Here is a 15,419-nt window from a genome sequence, read left to right as displayed (position 1 = left end):
GGGAGAACAACGCCATGTCGGCCGTCGCCTTCACGGGTACCAGTGTCATGGATATCGACGCCGCGAAGGTTCGCGGCGCCGGTTCCAACGTCCACTTCGACAGGGTCAGCGTCGCTTATGGCGCGCATGTCGTGCTGCATCCGCTGACCCTGGACATCGCACCGGGCGAGATCCTGGCAATGATCGGCCCTTCCGGCTCAGGCAAGACAACTGCCTTGCGGGCCGTGGCCGGTTTCGTGCGGCCTGCAAGCGGCCGCATCCGCATCGGCGCCACCGACGTCACCGATCTGCCGCCTTATCAGCGTGGTCTCGGCATGGTGGTTCAGAATTACGCGCTCTTTCCGCATATGCGGGTCGAGGACAACGTTGCCTTCGGCCTCAGGGCACAAGGTGCCGACAAGGCGCTGATCGCCGAACGGGTCGAGAATGCACTCGGCACGGTAGGCATGTCTGCCTTTGCCAGGCGCTATCCGCGCGAGCTTTCGGGCGGCCAGCAGCAGCGTGTCGCGATTGCACGGGCCCTGGCGGTGCGACCGCGCGTGCTCCTGCTCGACGAACCGCTCTCGGCGCTCGACGCGCAGATCCGCCGCAACATGGTCGAGGAGATCGCCCGCCTACACCGCAGCCTGCCGGGCCTGACGATCCTCTACGTCACCCATGACCAGACCGAGGCGCTGACCCTTGCCGACAAGATCGCCATCATGCGCGACGGCAGGGTCTGTTCGCACGGACCGACGACGGAACTCTACCGTCGTCCGCCAAACCGTTTTACCGCCGAATTCCTCGGCCGCGCCAACCTTCTGCCGGTGACCGTTGCCGAGCCTGTCGGGCCGAAGGGTTTTGCCACGGCAAGGCACGGCGATGCGCTGCTCACCGGCGCCGGTCGTGACGAGAAGGCCGGCGACAAGAGCCTGCTCTGCATCAGACCGCAGCATCTCAGCCTGACGGCCGACAGCGAGCACACCAATCGCATCGTCGGCACACTCAGGGAAGTGCACTGGCAGGGCGAACTGACCCATCTCGTGCTCGATGTCGAGGGCACGCCGGTGCGCGTCTCGGCAACGAAACTGCCCATGGCGTTGCCGGAGCCCGGCGCAAGGGTGCCGCTGTTCTTCGCACCTGCCGACACGTCGCTGCTTCCGGAAGACGCCGGTGTCTGAGGCTGTCGCCCTCCGCGCGCCGGCGATCAGGAGAGAACCCGGCAAATTCTGGATCGTGCCGCCGGCGGCGCTGCTGGCGCTGCTGTTCTTCTATCCGCTGGCGCTGATTGCCCGGCAGGCCTTCCTTGACGACAGCGGTGTCGCCAACGTCGCCGAGATCGTCCGTGTCCTGCATTCGCGCTTCTTCCTCAACGCGCTGATCAACACGGTGACGATCTCGGTCGCCGCTACGGCCGGATGCCTGATCGTCGGGCTCGTGCTGGCATTGATCCTGGCCTTCGTGCCGTTTCCCGGCAGCGGCTTCATCGCCCGACTGATCGACACTTTCATCGCATTGCCAACCTTCCTGGTGACGCTGGCCTTCACCTTTCTTTACGGCTCCGCCGGCATGCTCAATTCGGGGCTGATGGAGGTCTTCTCGCTGCCGCTGCCGCCGGTCGATTTCCTTTATTCGACCTGGGGCGTGGTGCTGGCCGAAGTCACCGTCTACACGCCCTTCATCCTGCGGCCGCTGCTCGCCGCCTTCTCCCTGGTCGACCGCGGCCAGATCGAAGCGGCAAGCGTGCTTGGGGCGAGACCTTTCCGCATCGTGCGCCAGGTCATCCTGCCGGCCGCGGTGCCCGCGTTCATCGCCGGCGGCAGCCTCTGCCTGCTGTTGACCGTCAACGAATTCGGCATCGTGTTGTTCATTGGCGCCAAGGGCGTCATCACGCTGCCGCTGCTGATCTACGGCAAGGCGATCCAGGAATCGGCCTATCAGGTCGCCTGCATCATCGCCGTGATCAACATTGCGCTGTCGCTCGGTCTTTTCGGCCTCTACCGCTTCGCCGCCGGCCGGTTGGGGGTCTAGCCATGCTGGTCTGGTCGCGCTCCGGTCGCGCTGTTCTATGGGTGCTCTTCGCGCTGATCTTCGGTGTGCTGTTCCTGGCGCCGCTGGCGGTCATCCTCTTGTCCAGCCTTGCCGACCAGTGGAATGGCGTGCTGCCCAATGGCTTGACGACGGAGCACTACGCCGACGTCGTCAAGGGCGCGGCCTGGAATTCGGTCAAGGCGAGCCTCATCACCGGCTTCCTGGCCAGCGCCTTGGCGCTGGTCAGCGGCACCTGGGCGGCCCTTTCGCTTCGCCTTCAGGGCGATGCCTTGAAGCGGCCGCTTGGCCTGTTGTTCTTTATCCCCAGCGCGGTGCCTTCGGTATCCGTCGGGCTTGGCCTGCTGGTTGCGTTCAGCCATCCGCCGCTTCTGCTCAACGGCACGGTGGCGATCGTGATGATCGCGCATTTCGTGCTGATCTCGGCTTTCACTTTCGGCAACGTCTCGGCCGGTTTGGCACGGCTTTCGCCCGATTTCGAACAGGTGGCGTCAAGCCTCGGCGCGCGGCCCGCATACCGGCTCTGGCATGTCACGCTGCCCTTGCTGGCCCCCTATCTGGTCGCCGCTTTCGGCCTGAGCTTCGCGCTGTCGATGGGTGAACTCGGCGCCACCGTCATGGTCTATCCGCCGGGCTGGGTGACGCTGCCGGTGTCGATCTTCAGCCTCACCGATCGTGGCGATATATTTGCAGGTGCGGCCCTGACGATGATCCTGGTGGTGGCGACCTTGGTGCTGCTGCTTGGGCTCGAGCGCATCACCGCGCGCGCCACTGGCTCGTAAATTCCGAGGCTCAGGCCGGCTTGCGCTCGACGATGTAAATGTGGTCGGCCGCCAGCACCACTTCGCCGCGCTGATTGATCACTTCGCAGCGCTCGATCACCCGGCCTGAATCCGGGCGCTTGGGGTCGTCCTGCTTGGCCGCGATCGTGGTGCGCGTGCGGATCGTGTCGCCGATGAACACCGGCTTGATGAAACGCAGCCGGTCGTAGCCATAGGAAAAGGCGACGGGGTTGACGACACCAGCCGTCAGCCCGATACCGACCGAAAACACCAGCGTGCCATGCGCGATGCGCTGGCCGAACGGCGTCGTCTTCATGTACTCGGCATCCATGTGATGCGGGAAGAAATCGCCGGTGTGGCCGGCGTGGACGACGAAGTCAGTCTCGGTGATGGTGCGGCCGGTGCTGAGGCGCGTAGAGCCGATCTCGTAGTCCTCGAAATAAGTGATCTGTTCCATATCCTGCTTTACGGCCTTTCCGCGATTGGCGTCGCTGGCGCCGCGCTTGATCTATAGGCGGCTTCCACCAGCGCCATGGTGTTCCAGGCGTCTTCGACCGAACTGACCAGCGTGTCATCTTCACCAGATGCAAAGCGCTGCACATTGGCCATACGCCCGACGAAGGCGTCGGGAAACCACTCGCCGGCCAGTGGCACCGCGACCCAGTCCGTGCCGCCCTTCGGATAGATATCGAGAATATCCGGCTCGCCGGTGGGATAATCGAGGTTAAGGCCGAGCTTCAGATAGGCTGCACCTTCGGTGCCGCAGATGCGGAACTCACAGGCCTGATGCCGCCGGCCGAATTTGTGGTCGTGGTTGATCGACAGCGCGCAGCGCACCGTGTCGCCATAGTCGAGAATGGCGCTGGTCCGCGTCTGCGCCACTCCATGGTTGGGATGGCCGAGTGTCTTGGCGTGCACTCCCTTGGGGTCGCCGAGCAATTGCCGGATCAGGTCGAGATAGTGGATCGAGTGCATGGCGATCTCGACGCGCGGCGCCTTGAGCAGGAATTCCCACAGCTGCCAGGGTGTCGCCAGCGCCAGCCAGGCGTCGAAGTCGACGACCCCGCCGAGCCAGCCCTTGGCGATGGCATCCTTGAGCGCCAGCATCATCGGCGCGAAGCGCAGCTGGAAATTGACCGCCGCCTTGAGTTCCTTGGCGCGGCAGATTTCGAGGATTTCGGTTGCCTCGCCGAGATAGTTGCCCATCGGCTTCTGGATCAGCGCCACCGCCCTGTCGGGCAGAGCCTTCAGGATCTCGGCGTGCCGTCCCGGCGGCGTCGCCAGATCGAAGATTGCGTCCTTGACGGCTGCGGCTTCGTCCACCGAGCGGAACGCCGTCACCCCCCATGTCTCGGCCAGGGTTTGCGCCTTGGCCTGGTCCGGATCGTAAACTCCAGCGATCGGGAATCCGGCCTTCCTGTAGGCCGGGAAATGTGCGTCGCCGACGATCGACCCCGCGCCGAAGGTGACGATCGGCCGGGGCTTCAATGGTCTGGGCCAGGATTGGACGAGTGAGGCAGGGTCGAAACCGCCCTCAATCATGATGGAAGACCTCGTCCATTGAAGCCCACCATTCGCCTTCCTTGCGGGTCGCCAGCGGCTCCTGGCAGGGCATGCAGACCGCCCACCATTCCTGCGTCTTCGGATCGGCGGCCATCTTGGCCATGTCGGCCGCGTAGTCGGTGCCGTGGTATTCGAAGTAGCTGAACAGCAGGTTCTCTGGTCGCTTGAGGTAGATGGAGTAATTCTTGATATTGCAGGCCGAGATCATGGTCAGCACGTCAGGCCAGACCGCAGCATGCAGGCGGACATATTCCTCGACCTTTTCCGGCTTCAGCCCGAGCACCATTCCCATCCGCTGCATGTCCGCTCTCCTATGTCGTGATCGCCGTGGTGAATTCGGCGATGCTCATGGCCTTTACCGCGTCCCAGTCCCAGTCTATGCCGATACCCGGCTCGTCGGGTGCCAGCGCCTGCCCATCCTCGATGCGCATATGCTTGCCGGTCAACTGGTCGAGTTGCGGAATGTACTCGACATATCGGCCGTTCTGAACAGCACAGGTCAAGCTGACATGCAGTTCCATCAGGAAATGCGGGCAGACCGGAATGTCGAAGGCCTCCGCCGCATGCGCGATCTTGAGCCAGGGCGTGATGCCGCCGATGCGGCCGACATCCACCTGCACGATAGAACAGGCGCCTTTCTGCATGTATTCGCGGAAATGGCGCATCGAGTAGAGCGACTCGCCGATGGCGATCGGCGTCGGCGTCGAGTTCGACAGCCGAACATGGCCATCGATATCGTCGGCGGGCAGCGGCTCCTCGATCCAGGCAAGGTCAAGCTCGCGCAGCCTTGCCGCACGCCGGATCGCCTCGTCGACGGAAAAACCCTGATTGGCGTCGGTCATGATCTCGTAGCCGTCGCCCACCGCCTTGCGCACCGCCGACAGGCGCGCAAGATCCTCCGACCCATGCGGCCTGCCGATCTTCACTTTCGAGCCGCGAAATCCCCTGGCCTTGGCGGCCAGCGCATCATCGACCAGCGCCTGCGTCTCGATATGCAGCCAGCCGCCCTCGGTCGTGTAGAGCGGGCAGCGGTCCTTGGCGCCGCCGGCGAGTTTCCACAGCGGCAGGTTCTGCTTCTTCGCCCGCAAATCCCAAAGTGCCGTGTCGATCGCGGCGATGGCGATGGCGGTGATGGCGCCGATCGTGGTCGCATGGGTGGCGAATTCGAGGTCGTGCCAGATCGCCTCGATCATGTCGGGATCGCGGCCGATCAGGCGTGGCGCGAGATGGTCGGACAAGAGCCGCATCACCGACGAGCCGCCGGTGCCGATCGTATAGCTGTAGCCGGTGCCGGTCGCGCCGTCGGAATCGGTGACCGTCACGATCGGCGTTTCCTGGCTGACGAAGCTCTGGATCGCGTCCGTGCGCTTGACCTTGGGCACAAGGTCCACCATCCGCAGTTCTATCTTTTCGATTCTAGCCATGTCGGTCAGCTCCGCAATGTCTTTCCGGTGTCGGCGGCGAACAGATGCGCCTGCGACAAGTCGAGGCTCATCGCTACTCGTTCGCCCGACTTCAGCGGTCTCGGGTTCAGCATGCGAGACACCCAGTCGCTGCCGTTGAATTCGACGAACACCAGCGTCTCGTTGCCGAGCGGTTCGGTCACCGTGATCGGCAATTCGATCTGGTGCACGTCGGCGGCGTCGCCGGAGCTGATGCCATGGCCGGTCGGGTAGATATCGTCGGGCCGCAGCCCGAACACGATCTTGTCGCTGGTGGCGACATTGGCTCTGAATTGGCCGGGCAGGGGCAGCTTTTCGCCGCTGGCGAAAACCAGCTGGCCGTCATCGACCGTCGCCTCATGCAGGTTCATCGGCGGCGAACCGATGAAGCCGGCGACGAAGCGCGTCGCCGGACGCCGGAACACCTCGTCGGGTGTGCCGACCTGTTCGATATGGCCGTCGCGCATGATCACGATGCGGTCGGCGAGCGTCATTGCCTCGACCTGGTCATGGGTGACGTAGATCACCGTCGACCGCACCTTGGCATGCAGTTTCTTGATCTCGGTACGCATCTGCGTGCGCAATTTCGCGTCGAGATTGGAAAGCGGTTCGTCGAACAGGAAGACATCGGGGTCGCGCACGATGGCTCGGCCCATGGCGACACGCTGGCGCTGGCCGCCGGACAGTTGCGAAGGGCGGCGGTCCAGCAGCATGTCGAGGCCGAGGATGGCGGAGGCCTCGGAGACGCGCCGGTCCATCTCGTCCTTGACGGCTCCCGCGATCTTGAGCGAGAAGCCGAGGTTTTCGCGCACCGTCATGTGCGGATAGAGCGCGTAGGACTGGAACACCATCGAAATGTTGCGCGAGCGCGGCGGCAGGTCGTTGACGATGCGCCCGCCGATCTCGATCAAGCCGGCGCTGATCTCTTCCAGCCCGGCGATCATGCGCAGCGTCGTCGACTTGCCGCAGCCGGAAGGGCCGACAAGGGCAATGAATTCGCGGTCGGTGATATCGAGATCGATACCGTGCACAATCTCGATATTGCCGTAGCGCTTGGTCAGCTTTTTGAGGGAAACGGTTGCCATTCTGTCAGCCTTTCACCGCGCCGGAGGTCAGGCCGCCGACAAGGTGTTTCTGGACGATGTAGGTGAGGGTGAGCGCCGGGATGATCATCACCACGGCAAGCGCGCACATGCCGCGCCAATCGATGGTGAACTCGGTCGTGTAGTCGAGCAGGCCGACAGGCAGCGTCTTGGCGCTGACCGATCGGGTCAGTTGCGAGGCCAGCGCGAACTCGTTCCAGCAGGTCAGGAAGGCGAAGATCGCCGCCGATGCGATGCCCGGTCCGGCAAGCGGGAACTCGACCTGCCAGAACGCCTGCCAGCGCGTGCAGCCATCAATCTGCGCTGCCTCTGCGAGGTCCTTCGGTACCTGGCGGAAGAAGCCGTCGATCAGCCAGATCGTGAACGGCACGTTAAGCGCGACATAGGCGAGGATCAGCCCGAAATGCGTGTCGATGATGCCGAGCCGCACATAGAGGAAGAACAGCGGCAGCGACAGCGCGATGCCGGGCACGGTGCGGGTCAGCATCAGGCCGAGGAAGACGCTCGATTTGCCGCGGAAGCGGTAGCGCGCGAAGGCATAGCCGCCGGCCATGCCGATGGCCACCGCGATGACTGTCGAGGTCACCGAGATGATCAGCGAGTTGCGGAAATATTCGATGACCGGAATGCCGCCCTTGCCGATGCCTGAGAACATCGCGATATAGGCGTCGAATGAAATCTGCTGCGGGATCCACACCGGCGGTTTTGCCATGATCTCGACTGTTGGCCTGAGCGACGACAGCACGATCCATAAGCCAGGCAGGCAGATGGTCAGCATCGCCAGGAACAGCCCGATGCGATAGACGATGCCCAGCAGCCGGCGCTTTAGGCGGGCGGAGGAATTCTCGTCCATTCTCACGACGCCGCCCTTCACCACTCAGCCCCGATCTGCGTACGCGCCGCGGCGAGCTTGTTGAAGAAGTAGACGGTGAAGGCGATCGACAGCAGGATCGAGAAATAGGCCATGGCATTGGCCACGCCCATGCGCCCGTCGCTGTAGGCGGTGCGCGCCACCAGCGTCCACAACAGCTCGGTGCGGCCCGCCGGTCCGCCATCGGTCATGATCTTGACGATGTCGTAGGCGCGCGCCACGTCGAGCGAGCGGATGGTCATGGCGATGTAGGCGAACGGCATGACGAACGGCCAGGTCACATAGCGGAATGTCTGCCACGGCGTGCAGCCGTCGACGCGCGCCGCCTCGATCGGCTCCTTGGGCATGGCGAGCAAGCCGGCGAGGATCAGGATGGCGAAGATCGCCGTCGACGACCAGATCTCGGCGATCGAAATGGCGATAAAGGCGAGGTGCCCCTCGATCAGCCATGGTATGGCATCCCTGGTGATGCCGAGCGACTGCAGGGCGTTGTTCACCAGGCCGATATTGTCGTTGAACATGAACTTGAACTGGAAGCCAACGAGGATCGGCGAGAACATCATCGGAAACATCATCAGCGTGCGCAGGATGCGCTGGCCGCGCGTCGCTTTCTCGACCAGCATGGCCAAGCCGAGCCCAAGCAGCATTTCGAGATTGAGCGCGATGGTCAGCAGCAGCACCGTGCGCCCGAAGGCCCACCAGAAATCGGCGTTGGACAGGATCGAGAGATAGTTCCGGAAGCCGACGAAAACGAGGAACGTCTCGGGCCGCGTCAGGCGGAAGGGCGTGAAGCTGGAATAGAGCGACAGAAGCAGCGGCACCACGACGATCGCCGCCAGCACAATGATGGCTGGAAGCAGCAGCACAAACGGCGCGGATGGCTTGAAGCCCTTCATCAGGATTCCATGAATGTTGTTTTCGTTGCCGGGTCCTCGTCGAACCCGGCGACGCAGAACCATGCGGCGCAGTCACTCAAGACGCGATCGCCTCCCCCATTCCTGATGGGGGAGGCAGCCTTGGGAGTGCTGTTAGAGTTTACCGGCGTCCTGCAGGATCTGGGTCGCCTTGGCGGCGGCTTCGTCCAATGCCTGCTTGGAGGTCTTGTCGCCGAGGATCGCCGCCTGCAATTCGGGATAGACGGCGTTCGAGATCTCGATCCACTCGGGCGTCTGCGGCACGGCGAAGGCGTGCTTGGCCTCTTCCTGGAATGCCGACAGGACCTCCTTCTTATAAGGATCGCTTGCCGCCTGCTGCAGGTCCCAGTCCCAGACCGCGGTGCGGGTCGGCAGCGGGCCTGCGGCGGCCTCGAGCTTCTGGCTGTCCTCGTTGGTCAGCCACCACACGAGCGATGCGGCGGCCTCCTTGTTCGGGCAGTTCTCGGTCACCGAGAAGCCATGGAAACCCGACCAGCCGGTGCGCTTGCCGGACGAACCCTTCGGCGCGACCTTTACGCCGACATTGCCGGCGACCTTGGATGACTTCGGGTCGTTGAAGAAGCCGGCCCAGCCCGGCCAGTCCAGGTTGATGGCGATGGTGCCGGAAGCAAAGCCCTGGCCGAGATCGTCCCAGAGATAGTTGGTGGTTCCGGCCGGCACGGCCTTGGCCTTGTAGAGGTTGACGAACCAGTCGAGCGCCCGGATTCCGGCCTCGGAGTTGAAGACCGGCTTGCCGTCCTTGTCGAGATATTCGCCGCCCTCGGCGACCACCATTTCATAGAAGCGGCCGTTGATCGCCTCTTCCTTGCCGGCGAACTGCGTGCCGTAGAAATTGGGCGGGTTGGCGAAGAACTCGGCTTGGTCCGTCACTTCCTTCCAGGTATCCGGCGGCACCAGGTCATAGCCGTATTTCGCCTTGAACTTAGCCTTGTTGTCGGCGTTCTCGTAGAGGCTCTTCTGGTAGTAGAGGGCGGAGACGTCGAACTGCGCGCGCGGCAGCATCTCCAGCTTGCCGCCAATGGTCGCCGCCTTGATCGTCGAAGGCACGAAGGCGTCGATCTCCGACTTCGGCAGCAACTTGCTGAGGTCGGTGTAGAGGCCCGTATATTGCGGCGCGAAGGACGAATGGTTCCAGCCGACGCACCAGTTGGTGCTGCCCGAGGCGATGTCGGATTTGAGCTCCTTGTCGATGTCGAAGCCGTTCTTCTTGGTCAGGATGTTGACCTTGGCGCCGGTGGCCTTCTCCCATTCGGGAATGCGCTCATAGAGCTTTTCATATTGCTGGCCGCCGATCAGCTTCACGTCGACGGTCACGCCTTCGAACTTGCCGGGCAGGTCGCCGGCAAGGGCAGTGCCTGCACCTGACGCAAGCACCAATGCACCGGCGCACACGCCGGAAAGCAGTCTGTTCATTTGGTTCCTCCCTGGGTGCGCCTTGGTGGCGACCGCAACTTGTCCGCGTGACAACAAGTGCTACATTCATATACAAACAAAACATTCATACATACGTCAAGGCGAATTTTGTTTCCGACACCCACGCGCCTGCGTATATGAAGAATCGAATTCACTGGAGGGATGCCCATGGACGACAGCGAAGACGAGCGCTACCGCGCGCCGGCGCTCGACAAGGGACTCGACATTCTGGAACTGTTGGCTGGTGTCGACGGCGGCCTCACCCAGGCCGAAATCGCCAAGAAACTCGACCGCAGCCCCAATGAGTTCTACCGCATGCTCGACCGGCTGGTGCGGCGCGGCTATGTCACAAGGCTTGACGGGGATCGCTATTCCCTGACCCTGAAACTGTTCGGCCTGGCGCAGTTGCACGCGCCGGTGCGGCGGCTGGTCTCCTACGCCACACCGCTGATGCGCGAGCTGGCCGAGACCTCGCAGCAGGCCAACCAACTCGTTGTTTTTGATCGAGGTTCCGCTGTTGTTATCGCGCAGCAGGAGGCGCCGAACTACTGGGGCATCTCGATCCGGGTCGGCTCTCATATCAGCCTTTTCGACACGGGTTCCGGCCACGTGCTGCTTGCCTTCCGCTCACCTGAGGAGCGGCAGATGATGATTTCCGAGCATGTCCGCAGCACCGACAAGACCGCACAATCGGCCGAATTCTACGCCCGCCTCGACCAGATCCGCGATCGCGGCTATGAGATGATGGCCTCGATGCAAACCGCCGGGGTCTATAATCTCTCAGCACCGGTGCGCGGTTCCGACGGCAAGGCGATTGCGGCGCTGTCGATTCCCTACATCAGCGTGATCAACACGCCTTCGGCACCGGATATGACCAAGACCATCGAGCTTTTGCTGGCCACGACCGGGAAGCTGTCGCACTTGGCTGGATCGGCTGTCGGCGCGGCGGCCTGAATTCTTATTTGAATGAAGAATTCCTCCGTGAGATGATTTGAAAATGCTGGAGGGAGGAGCCTCACCATGATCATCGACACCCATCTGCATCTCATCGATCGCTCGGCCCTGCGCTATCCCTGGCTTACCGGCGTGCCGCCGCTCAACCGTGATTTCTCCTATGACGAGTATGCCGCGGAGGCGCGGCGGGTCGGTGTCGAACGCGTGCTGCATATGGAGGTCGATGTCGATGCGGCCGACATCGAGGCGGAGACGACCAGGGTCGAAGGGCTGTCGCGGCAGCCGGGCAGCATGCTCGCCGGGGCGATTGCGTCCTGCCGGCCGGAAGAGCCTGGCTTTGCCGCCTATCTCGAGCGGCAGCGGACAAATCCCTTCGTCAAGGGCTTCCGTCGCGTCCTCCACGTCGTGCCCGATGACTTGTCGGAAGCTGCGCTGTTTCGCGACAACATCAAGCGGCTTGGCGGCACGGACCTGACTTTCGACCTCGTGGTCCTGCCGCACCAGATTCCCAAGGCGATCGCGCTGGCCGATTTGGCGCCCGACGTGCAGTTCGTGCTCGACCATTGCGGCGTCCCTGACATCAAGGGCGGGGGCGAACACCCCTGGCGCGAGCACATGGGCGAGATCGCGCGCCGGCCGAATGTCATGGCCAAGATTTCTGGCGTGGTCGCTTACGCCGATCCCGGCAGTTGGACCGTCGACACCCTGCGGCCCTATGTCGAACTCACGGTTCGTTCGTTTGGCTGGGACCGCGTCGTCTGGGGCAGCGACTGGCCGGTCTGCACGCTTGGTGGCGGCCTCTCGACCTGGGTGGCCGCGACACATGCGCTGCTTTCCGGCTGCGGCGTGGCGGAGCGCGAGGGATTGCTGTCCGGGAATGCCCGCAAGCTGTGGCGGTTGGAATAGTCGCGTTCAGATGGTCGTCCAGACGTGCCGTTCACGGCCGTAGAGCGAGACCAGCAGCACGATGATAAGGCCGAGCGCAGCCTGCACCGCCGAGGGTTGGAAGCCGAGCCCGATCAGCAGCGTGTTGATTTCGGTCAGCACCAGCACGCCGGCGATCGTGCCGAGATAGCTGCCACGCCCGCCGACCAGCGCGGCACCGCCGACGACCACGGCCGCGATGGTCTGGAACAGGTAGGGTTGGCCGACATCGCCATAGGCCGAACCGGTGAAGCCGAGCAGCAGCACGCCCGCGACGGCGGCGAAGAAGGCGCTCGCCGCATAGGTGACCACCCACATGCGGACCGGATCGATCAGTGCCAGCGGCGCCGCGCCCGGATTGCTGCCCAGTGCGTAGAGCCGCCGTCCATAGGGCGTCCGTTCCAGCACCAGGACGACGAGTGCCGCCAGCACGGCGAGACTGGGCACCAGCCACGGAACGGGCAGGGGGCCGGCCGATCCGCCGATCGATACGAAGCTGGAAACCACCGGTGGCGCGGAGCCTGACGGGAAGCCGGCGGTCCACAACAGCACCAGCCCCTGCACGATCATGCCGATGCCGAGGGTGACGATAAGCGGCTGGATGTCCAAACTGCGCGAGATCAGGCCGTTCAGTCCGCCGATGACCAGCGCCAGCACGCCGACGAGGCCGCAGACGAGAAAGAAGTTCCAGCCGTCGCCATAGAGCTGTGCCGCCACGACATTGGCGAAGCCGATGACGAAGGGGATCGAAAGATCGATGCCACCCATGATGACGACCAGCGTCTGTCCGATCGAGGCGACAGCCAGCAGCGACGCCAGCACCAGCATGGCGCGTACCGCGAACGGGGCCGAATAGCCTGGAATGAGAATGGTGCCGGCAAGGTGCAAAAGCGCGGCGACACAGAAAGCTCCGACGACGCGGGCATTGGTTGTCGCGAACAGGTTCCGGCCGGCCATTTCAGCGCCCCCTCGTGGCAAGACGTTCCTGCAGCGCGGTCAGCATCACCGCCAGCACCAGGATGGCGCCATAGGCGATCTGCAGCACGAAGGTGGAGACGTTGAAGGTCGTCAACACGCTCTGCAACAGGAAGATGTCGACGGCGCCGACAGCGGCGCCTGCCACGCCGCCACGTCCGCCGGCGAGGCTGACGCCGCCCAGCGCGACGGCGGCGATGGCGATCAGCGTGTAGGTCGGCCCGATATTGGGATCGGCGGAGCCGATCAGCGCGGTCAGCATCAGCCCGGCGCAGCCGGCTAGGATGCCCGCCATGACATAGGCGATGAAGCGTACGCGCGTGACATCGACGCCGGCGGTGTAGGCCGCGCGGTCGTCGCCGCCGACCGCCATAAGCTGATCGTAATAGGGCGTGCGCCGCACCAGCCACCAGGCGATGAACATCAATAGAAGCGGCAGCAGCGACAGCGGCCCGGCCAGCGCCTTGAGCCATGCCGGCGCCGGGCCGATCGGCGCCGGCAGGATCGTCAGCGTAATGCCGGTGAGGATCAGATAGGTGCCGAGCGTGGCCACGATCGGCTGGATGCGCACCACCGTCGCCAGGAAACCGTTGGCCGCGCCGACCAGCGCGCCGATGAGCAGGGCCGCCGGCACAAGCAACAGGGGCGACGAGATGCCTGCCTTGAGGAAAAGCACCTGGATCACGACAGCATTGACGAAACCCATCAGCGGCCCGACCGAAATGTCGATGCCGCCACGGCCGGCGAGGATCACCGGCGTCGAGGCGATTGCCGCGCCGACGAGAGGCGCGGCCAGTCCGACCAGCGCGCCCCAGGACCCCGGCTGGAAGCGCGCCGGGCTGAGGATGAGATTGACCGCAAGCAGGATGACCAGCAGCACGACAGCGAAGCCGACGCTTCGCGAAAGAGACGAAAGGCGCGGGTTCATGCCGCGCGTCCGAACATGGCTGTTATCACGCTATCGCTATTCATGGCTTCACCCGAGATTTCCGCGGCAACCTCGTTTTCCCTGAACACCAGCACGCGACCACAAAGCAGAAGAATCTCCTCGATCTCGCTGGACAGGATGACGAGCCCCATGCCGTCAGCAGCGAGACCGCGAAAGACATCATAGAGAACATGTCGCGTCGCCACGTCGACGCCGCGCGTGGGATCGTTGAGAAGCAGGATCGATGGCTGCAGCGCCAACGCCCGCGCCAGCAGCACTTTTTGCTGGTTGCCGCCCGACAGCGTGGTGATCGGCGCATCGGGTCGGGGTGCCGAAATGGACAGCCTTTCGCGATAGATGTCATAGCGCGCCTTGCGCGCCGCCGGGCTGATCAGGCCGAGGCGTGTATCGCGCGAAAGCGTCGCGACGGCGAAATTGTCGAGCACCGACTGTGTCGGAAAAATGCCGTTTGCGCGCCGGTCGCGTGGCAGATAGGCGATGCCGCTGGCGACCGCCTTGCGGAACCCGGTGATCTTGTGCGACGCGCCGGACAGGGCCAACTCGATCGAGCCGCCAAGCGGCGGAGTCAGGCCCGCGAGCATCTCGAGGAACAGTTCCTGGCCGTGGCCATCGAGACCGGCTAGCCCGACGATCTCGCCGGGAGCGATCAATTGCGTGATCGGGCTGGCTCTGGCCGCGATGACGAGGTCGCGGATGGCGAGCCCGCGAAAATCGGAGGCGGCGCGATCAGCCATGCGCCAGCTCCGCCGCCGTGCGCGGTGCCATTGCCTTCAACAGTTCAGCGGGCGTCGAAGCGCCGCGCTCTTCGGTGCGCACCACGCTGCCGCCGCGAAGGATCGAGATACGATCCGAAAGCGACATCACCTCGTCCATGCGGTGCGTAATGAACAGGATGAGGCAGCCTTCGCCGGCCAAGGTACGCATCAGCGAGAAAACGGATTCACGGTCGGCGAAGTCGAGCGCGGCGGTGACTTCGTCAAGGATCAGGATCTTGGGGTTGCGCACGACCGCACGGGCGAGAACAACGAGTTGCTGCGCGGCGAGCGGCAACAGGCCGGCTGGCTTGTCGAGAGGCACGTCGGTAATCGCGAAGCGCTTGAGCGCGGCGGCCGCCCGGTCGCGGCGCTCGTTGCGGGGCACTGTACGCCGGAGCAGCCCATCGAGGCCGAGCAGGATGTTGTCGGTCACGGTGCGGTCTGGTGCGATCAGCACTTCCTGAAACACCGTGGCGAAACCTTGCGCCTGGAAGGCCGAAGGGTTGCTGCCCGAAAACGGCTCGCCCTGCAGCAGGATCGTACCGCTGTCCGGCTGCACGATTCCGGACAAGAGCTTGACCATCGTGCTCTTGCCCGAGCCGTTCTCGCCCAGGATGGTGTGGATGGTCCCTGCCCGGAACGCGATCGAAGCGTCCGCGAGCGCGACCGTCTCGCCATAGCGTTTGGATATGTTCCTGATTTCAAGCATGCCGTGTTTCGAAGCT

General features: G+C 63.8%; 17 protein-coding genes. 5 read left to right on the top strand and 12 right to left on the bottom strand.

Going from position 1 to position 15,419, the window contains the following annotated elements; translation table 11 throughout:
* Positions 1-14: 14 nt before the first annotated feature.
* Genes FJ934_RS04425 through FJ934_RS04415 form a run of 3 tightly spaced genes read left to right on the top strand, consistent with a single transcriptional unit; the run spans position 15 to position 2,810 of the window.
* Positions 15-1,160, top strand: a complete 1,146-nt coding sequence (locus tag FJ934_RS04425; RefSeq protein ID WP_140607438.1) for an ATP-binding cassette domain-containing protein — start codon at positions 15-17, stop codon at positions 1,158-1,160.
* Positions 1,153-2,010, top strand: coding sequence for a 2-aminoethylphosphonate ABC transporter permease subunit (locus tag FJ934_RS04420; RefSeq protein ID WP_140607437.1), 858 nt, complete (start codon positions 1,153-1,155; stop codon positions 2,008-2,010). The genes FJ934_RS04425 and FJ934_RS04420 overlap by 8 nt, the downstream gene beginning before the upstream one ends.
* Positions 2,011-2,012: 2 nt before the next feature.
* A complete protein-coding gene (locus tag FJ934_RS04415) occupies positions 2,013-2,810 on the top strand; it encodes an ABC transporter permease subunit (protein WP_140607436.1) in 798 nt (265 codons plus the stop codon).
* Between the two features lie 10 nt (positions 2,811-2,820).
* Here FJ934_RS04415 and FJ934_RS04410 read toward each other — a convergent pair whose 3' ends face one another.
* From FJ934_RS04410 to FJ934_RS04375, 8 genes are all read right to left on the bottom strand, one after another.
* Positions 2,821-3,267 carry a MaoC/PaaZ C-terminal domain-containing protein gene (locus FJ934_RS04410; protein WP_140607435.1) on the bottom strand — a complete coding sequence of 149 codons (447 nt, stop codon included), beginning with the start codon at positions 3,265-3,267 and terminating at the stop codon, positions 2,821-2,823.
* 8 nt (positions 3,268-3,275) lie between these two features.
* Entirely contained in the window at positions 3,276-4,349 is a 1,074-nt protein-coding gene (locus FJ934_RS04405) for a Gfo/Idh/MocA family oxidoreductase (protein WP_181165514.1), read from the bottom strand.
* A complete protein-coding gene (locus FJ934_RS04400; RefSeq protein WP_056564736.1) occupies positions 4,345-4,674 on the bottom strand; it encodes an L-rhamnose mutarotase in 330 nt (109 codons plus the stop codon). Before FJ934_RS04400 ends, FJ934_RS04405 begins: the two co-directional genes overlap by 5 nt.
* Before the next feature lie 10 nt (positions 4,675-4,684).
* Positions 4,685-5,797, bottom strand: a complete 1,113-nt coding sequence (locus tag FJ934_RS04395; protein WP_140607433.1) for a mandelate racemase/muconate lactonizing enzyme family protein — start codon at positions 5,795-5,797, stop codon at positions 4,685-4,687.
* A 5-nt stretch (positions 5,798-5,802) separates the two neighbouring features.
* Positions 5,803-6,900 (bottom strand): sn-glycerol-3-phosphate ABC transporter ATP-binding protein UgpC, encoded by a 1,098-nt coding sequence (gene ugpC, locus FJ934_RS04390; RefSeq protein WP_140607432.1) that lies wholly within the window; start codon positions 6,898-6,900, stop codon positions 5,803-5,805.
* 4 nt (positions 6,901-6,904) lie between these two features.
* The gene (locus tag FJ934_RS04385) at positions 6,905-7,771 is read right to left on the bottom strand and encodes a carbohydrate ABC transporter permease (RefSeq protein WP_140607431.1); all 867 of its coding nucleotides are present in this window, start codon (positions 7,769-7,771) and stop codon (positions 6,905-6,907) included.
* A gap of 17 nt (positions 7,772-7,788) precedes the next feature.
* Positions 7,789-8,685 carry a sugar ABC transporter permease gene (locus FJ934_RS04380; protein ID WP_140607430.1) on the bottom strand — a complete coding sequence of 299 codons (897 nt, stop codon included), beginning with the start codon at positions 8,683-8,685 and terminating at the stop codon, positions 7,789-7,791.
* A 132-nt stretch (positions 8,686-8,817) separates the two neighbouring features.
* On the bottom strand, positions 8,818-10,137 hold the full coding sequence (locus FJ934_RS04375; protein ID WP_140607429.1) for a sugar ABC transporter substrate-binding protein: 1,320 nt from the start codon (positions 10,135-10,137) through the stop codon (positions 8,818-8,820).
* A gap of 168 nt (positions 10,138-10,305) precedes the next feature.
* Here FJ934_RS04375 and FJ934_RS04370 point away from each other — a divergent pair, with 168 nt between their 5' ends.
* Complete coding sequence (locus FJ934_RS04370) at positions 10,306-11,091, top strand: IclR family transcriptional regulator (protein WP_140607428.1); 786 nt, start codon at positions 10,306-10,308, stop codon at positions 11,089-11,091.
* Positions 11,092-11,157: 66 nt separating this feature from the next.
* Positions 11,158-11,997, top strand: coding sequence for an amidohydrolase (locus tag FJ934_RS04365; protein WP_140607427.1), 840 nt, complete (start codon positions 11,158-11,160; stop codon positions 11,995-11,997).
* A 6-nt stretch (positions 11,998-12,003) separates the two neighbouring features.
* On the opposite strand, the gene FJ934_RS04360 is transcribed toward FJ934_RS04365, so the two are convergent.
* The 4 genes from FJ934_RS04360 to FJ934_RS04345 are packed head-to-tail and all read right to left on the bottom strand — an operon-like array spanning position 12,004 to position 15,403.
* A complete protein-coding gene (locus FJ934_RS04360; protein WP_140607426.1) occupies positions 12,004-12,972 on the bottom strand; it encodes an ABC transporter permease in 969 nt (322 codons plus the stop codon).
* Between the two features lies 1 nt (position 12,973).
* Positions 12,974-13,918, bottom strand: coding sequence for an ABC transporter permease (locus tag FJ934_RS04355; protein ID WP_140607425.1), 945 nt, complete (start codon positions 13,916-13,918; stop codon positions 12,974-12,976).
* The gene (locus FJ934_RS04350) at positions 13,915-14,673 is read right to left on the bottom strand and encodes an ATP-binding cassette domain-containing protein (RefSeq protein WP_140607424.1); all 759 of its coding nucleotides are present in this window, start codon (positions 14,671-14,673) and stop codon (positions 13,915-13,917) included. The genes FJ934_RS04355 and FJ934_RS04350 overlap by 4 nt, the downstream gene beginning before the upstream one ends.
* Positions 14,666-15,403 (bottom strand): ATP-binding cassette domain-containing protein, encoded by a 738-nt coding sequence (locus FJ934_RS04345; RefSeq protein WP_140607423.1) that lies wholly within the window; start codon positions 15,401-15,403, stop codon positions 14,666-14,668. Before FJ934_RS04345 ends, FJ934_RS04350 begins: the two co-directional genes overlap by 8 nt.
* Positions 15,404-15,419: the final 16 nt, after the last annotated feature.

Origin of the sequence: Mesorhizobium sp. B2-4-12 (assembly GCF_006441575.1) — a bacterium.
GTDB lineage: Bacteria > Pseudomonadota > Alphaproteobacteria > Rhizobiales > Rhizobiaceae > Mesorhizobium.
The sequence above is the reverse complement of the archived record's forward strand: the minus strand, read 5'-3'. Positions and strand labels throughout refer to the sequence as shown.

Coding starts and splice junctions, on each gene's coding strand:
- FJ934_RS04350 (WP_140607424.1), bottom strand. CDS start 14,673: ATGGCTGATCGCGCCGCCTCCGATTTTCGCGGGCTCGCCATCCGCGAC.
- FJ934_RS04385 (WP_140607431.1), bottom strand. CDS start 7,771: ATGGACGAGAATTCCTCCGCCCGCCTAAAGCGCCGGCTGCTGGGCATC.
- FJ934_RS04395 (WP_140607433.1), bottom strand. CDS start 5,797: ATGGCTAGAATCGAAAAGATAGAACTGCGGATGGTGGACCTTGTGCCC.
- FJ934_RS04360 (WP_140607426.1), bottom strand. CDS start 12,972: ATGGCCGGCCGGAACCTGTTCGCGACAACCAATGCCCGCGTCGTCGGA.
- FJ934_RS04375 (WP_140607429.1), bottom strand. CDS start 10,137: ATGAACAGACTGCTTTCCGGCGTGTGCGCCGGTGCATTGGTGCTTGCG.
- FJ934_RS04400 (WP_056564736.1), bottom strand. CDS start 4,674: ATGCAGCGGATGGGAATGGTGCTCGGGCTGAAGCCGGAAAAGGTCGAG.
- ugpC (WP_140607432.1), bottom strand. CDS start 6,900: ATGGCAACCGTTTCCCTCAAAAAGCTGACCAAGCGCTACGGCAATATC.
- FJ934_RS04355 (WP_140607425.1), bottom strand. CDS start 13,918: ATGAACCCGCGCCTTTCGTCTCTTTCGCGAAGCGTCGGCTTCGCTGTC.
- FJ934_RS04365 (WP_140607427.1), top strand. CDS start 11,158: ATGATCATCGACACCCATCTGCATCTCATCGATCGCTCGGCCCTGCGC.
- FJ934_RS04410 (WP_140607435.1), bottom strand. CDS start 3,267: ATGGAACAGATCACTTATTTCGAGGACTACGAGATCGGCTCTACGCGC.
- FJ934_RS04345 (WP_140607423.1), bottom strand. CDS start 15,403: ATGCTTGAAATCAGGAACATATCCAAACGCTATGGCGAGACGGTCGCG.
- FJ934_RS04380 (WP_140607430.1), bottom strand. CDS start 8,685: ATGAAGGGCTTCAAGCCATCCGCGCCGTTTGTGCTGCTGCTTCCAGCC.
- FJ934_RS04425 (WP_140607438.1), top strand. CDS start 15: ATGTCGGCCGTCGCCTTCACGGGTACCAGTGTCATGGATATCGACGCC.
- FJ934_RS04415 (WP_140607436.1), top strand. CDS start 2,013: ATGCTGGTCTGGTCGCGCTCCGGTCGCGCTGTTCTATGGGTGCTCTTC.
- FJ934_RS04370 (WP_140607428.1), top strand. CDS start 10,306: ATGGACGACAGCGAAGACGAGCGCTACCGCGCGCCGGCGCTCGACAAG.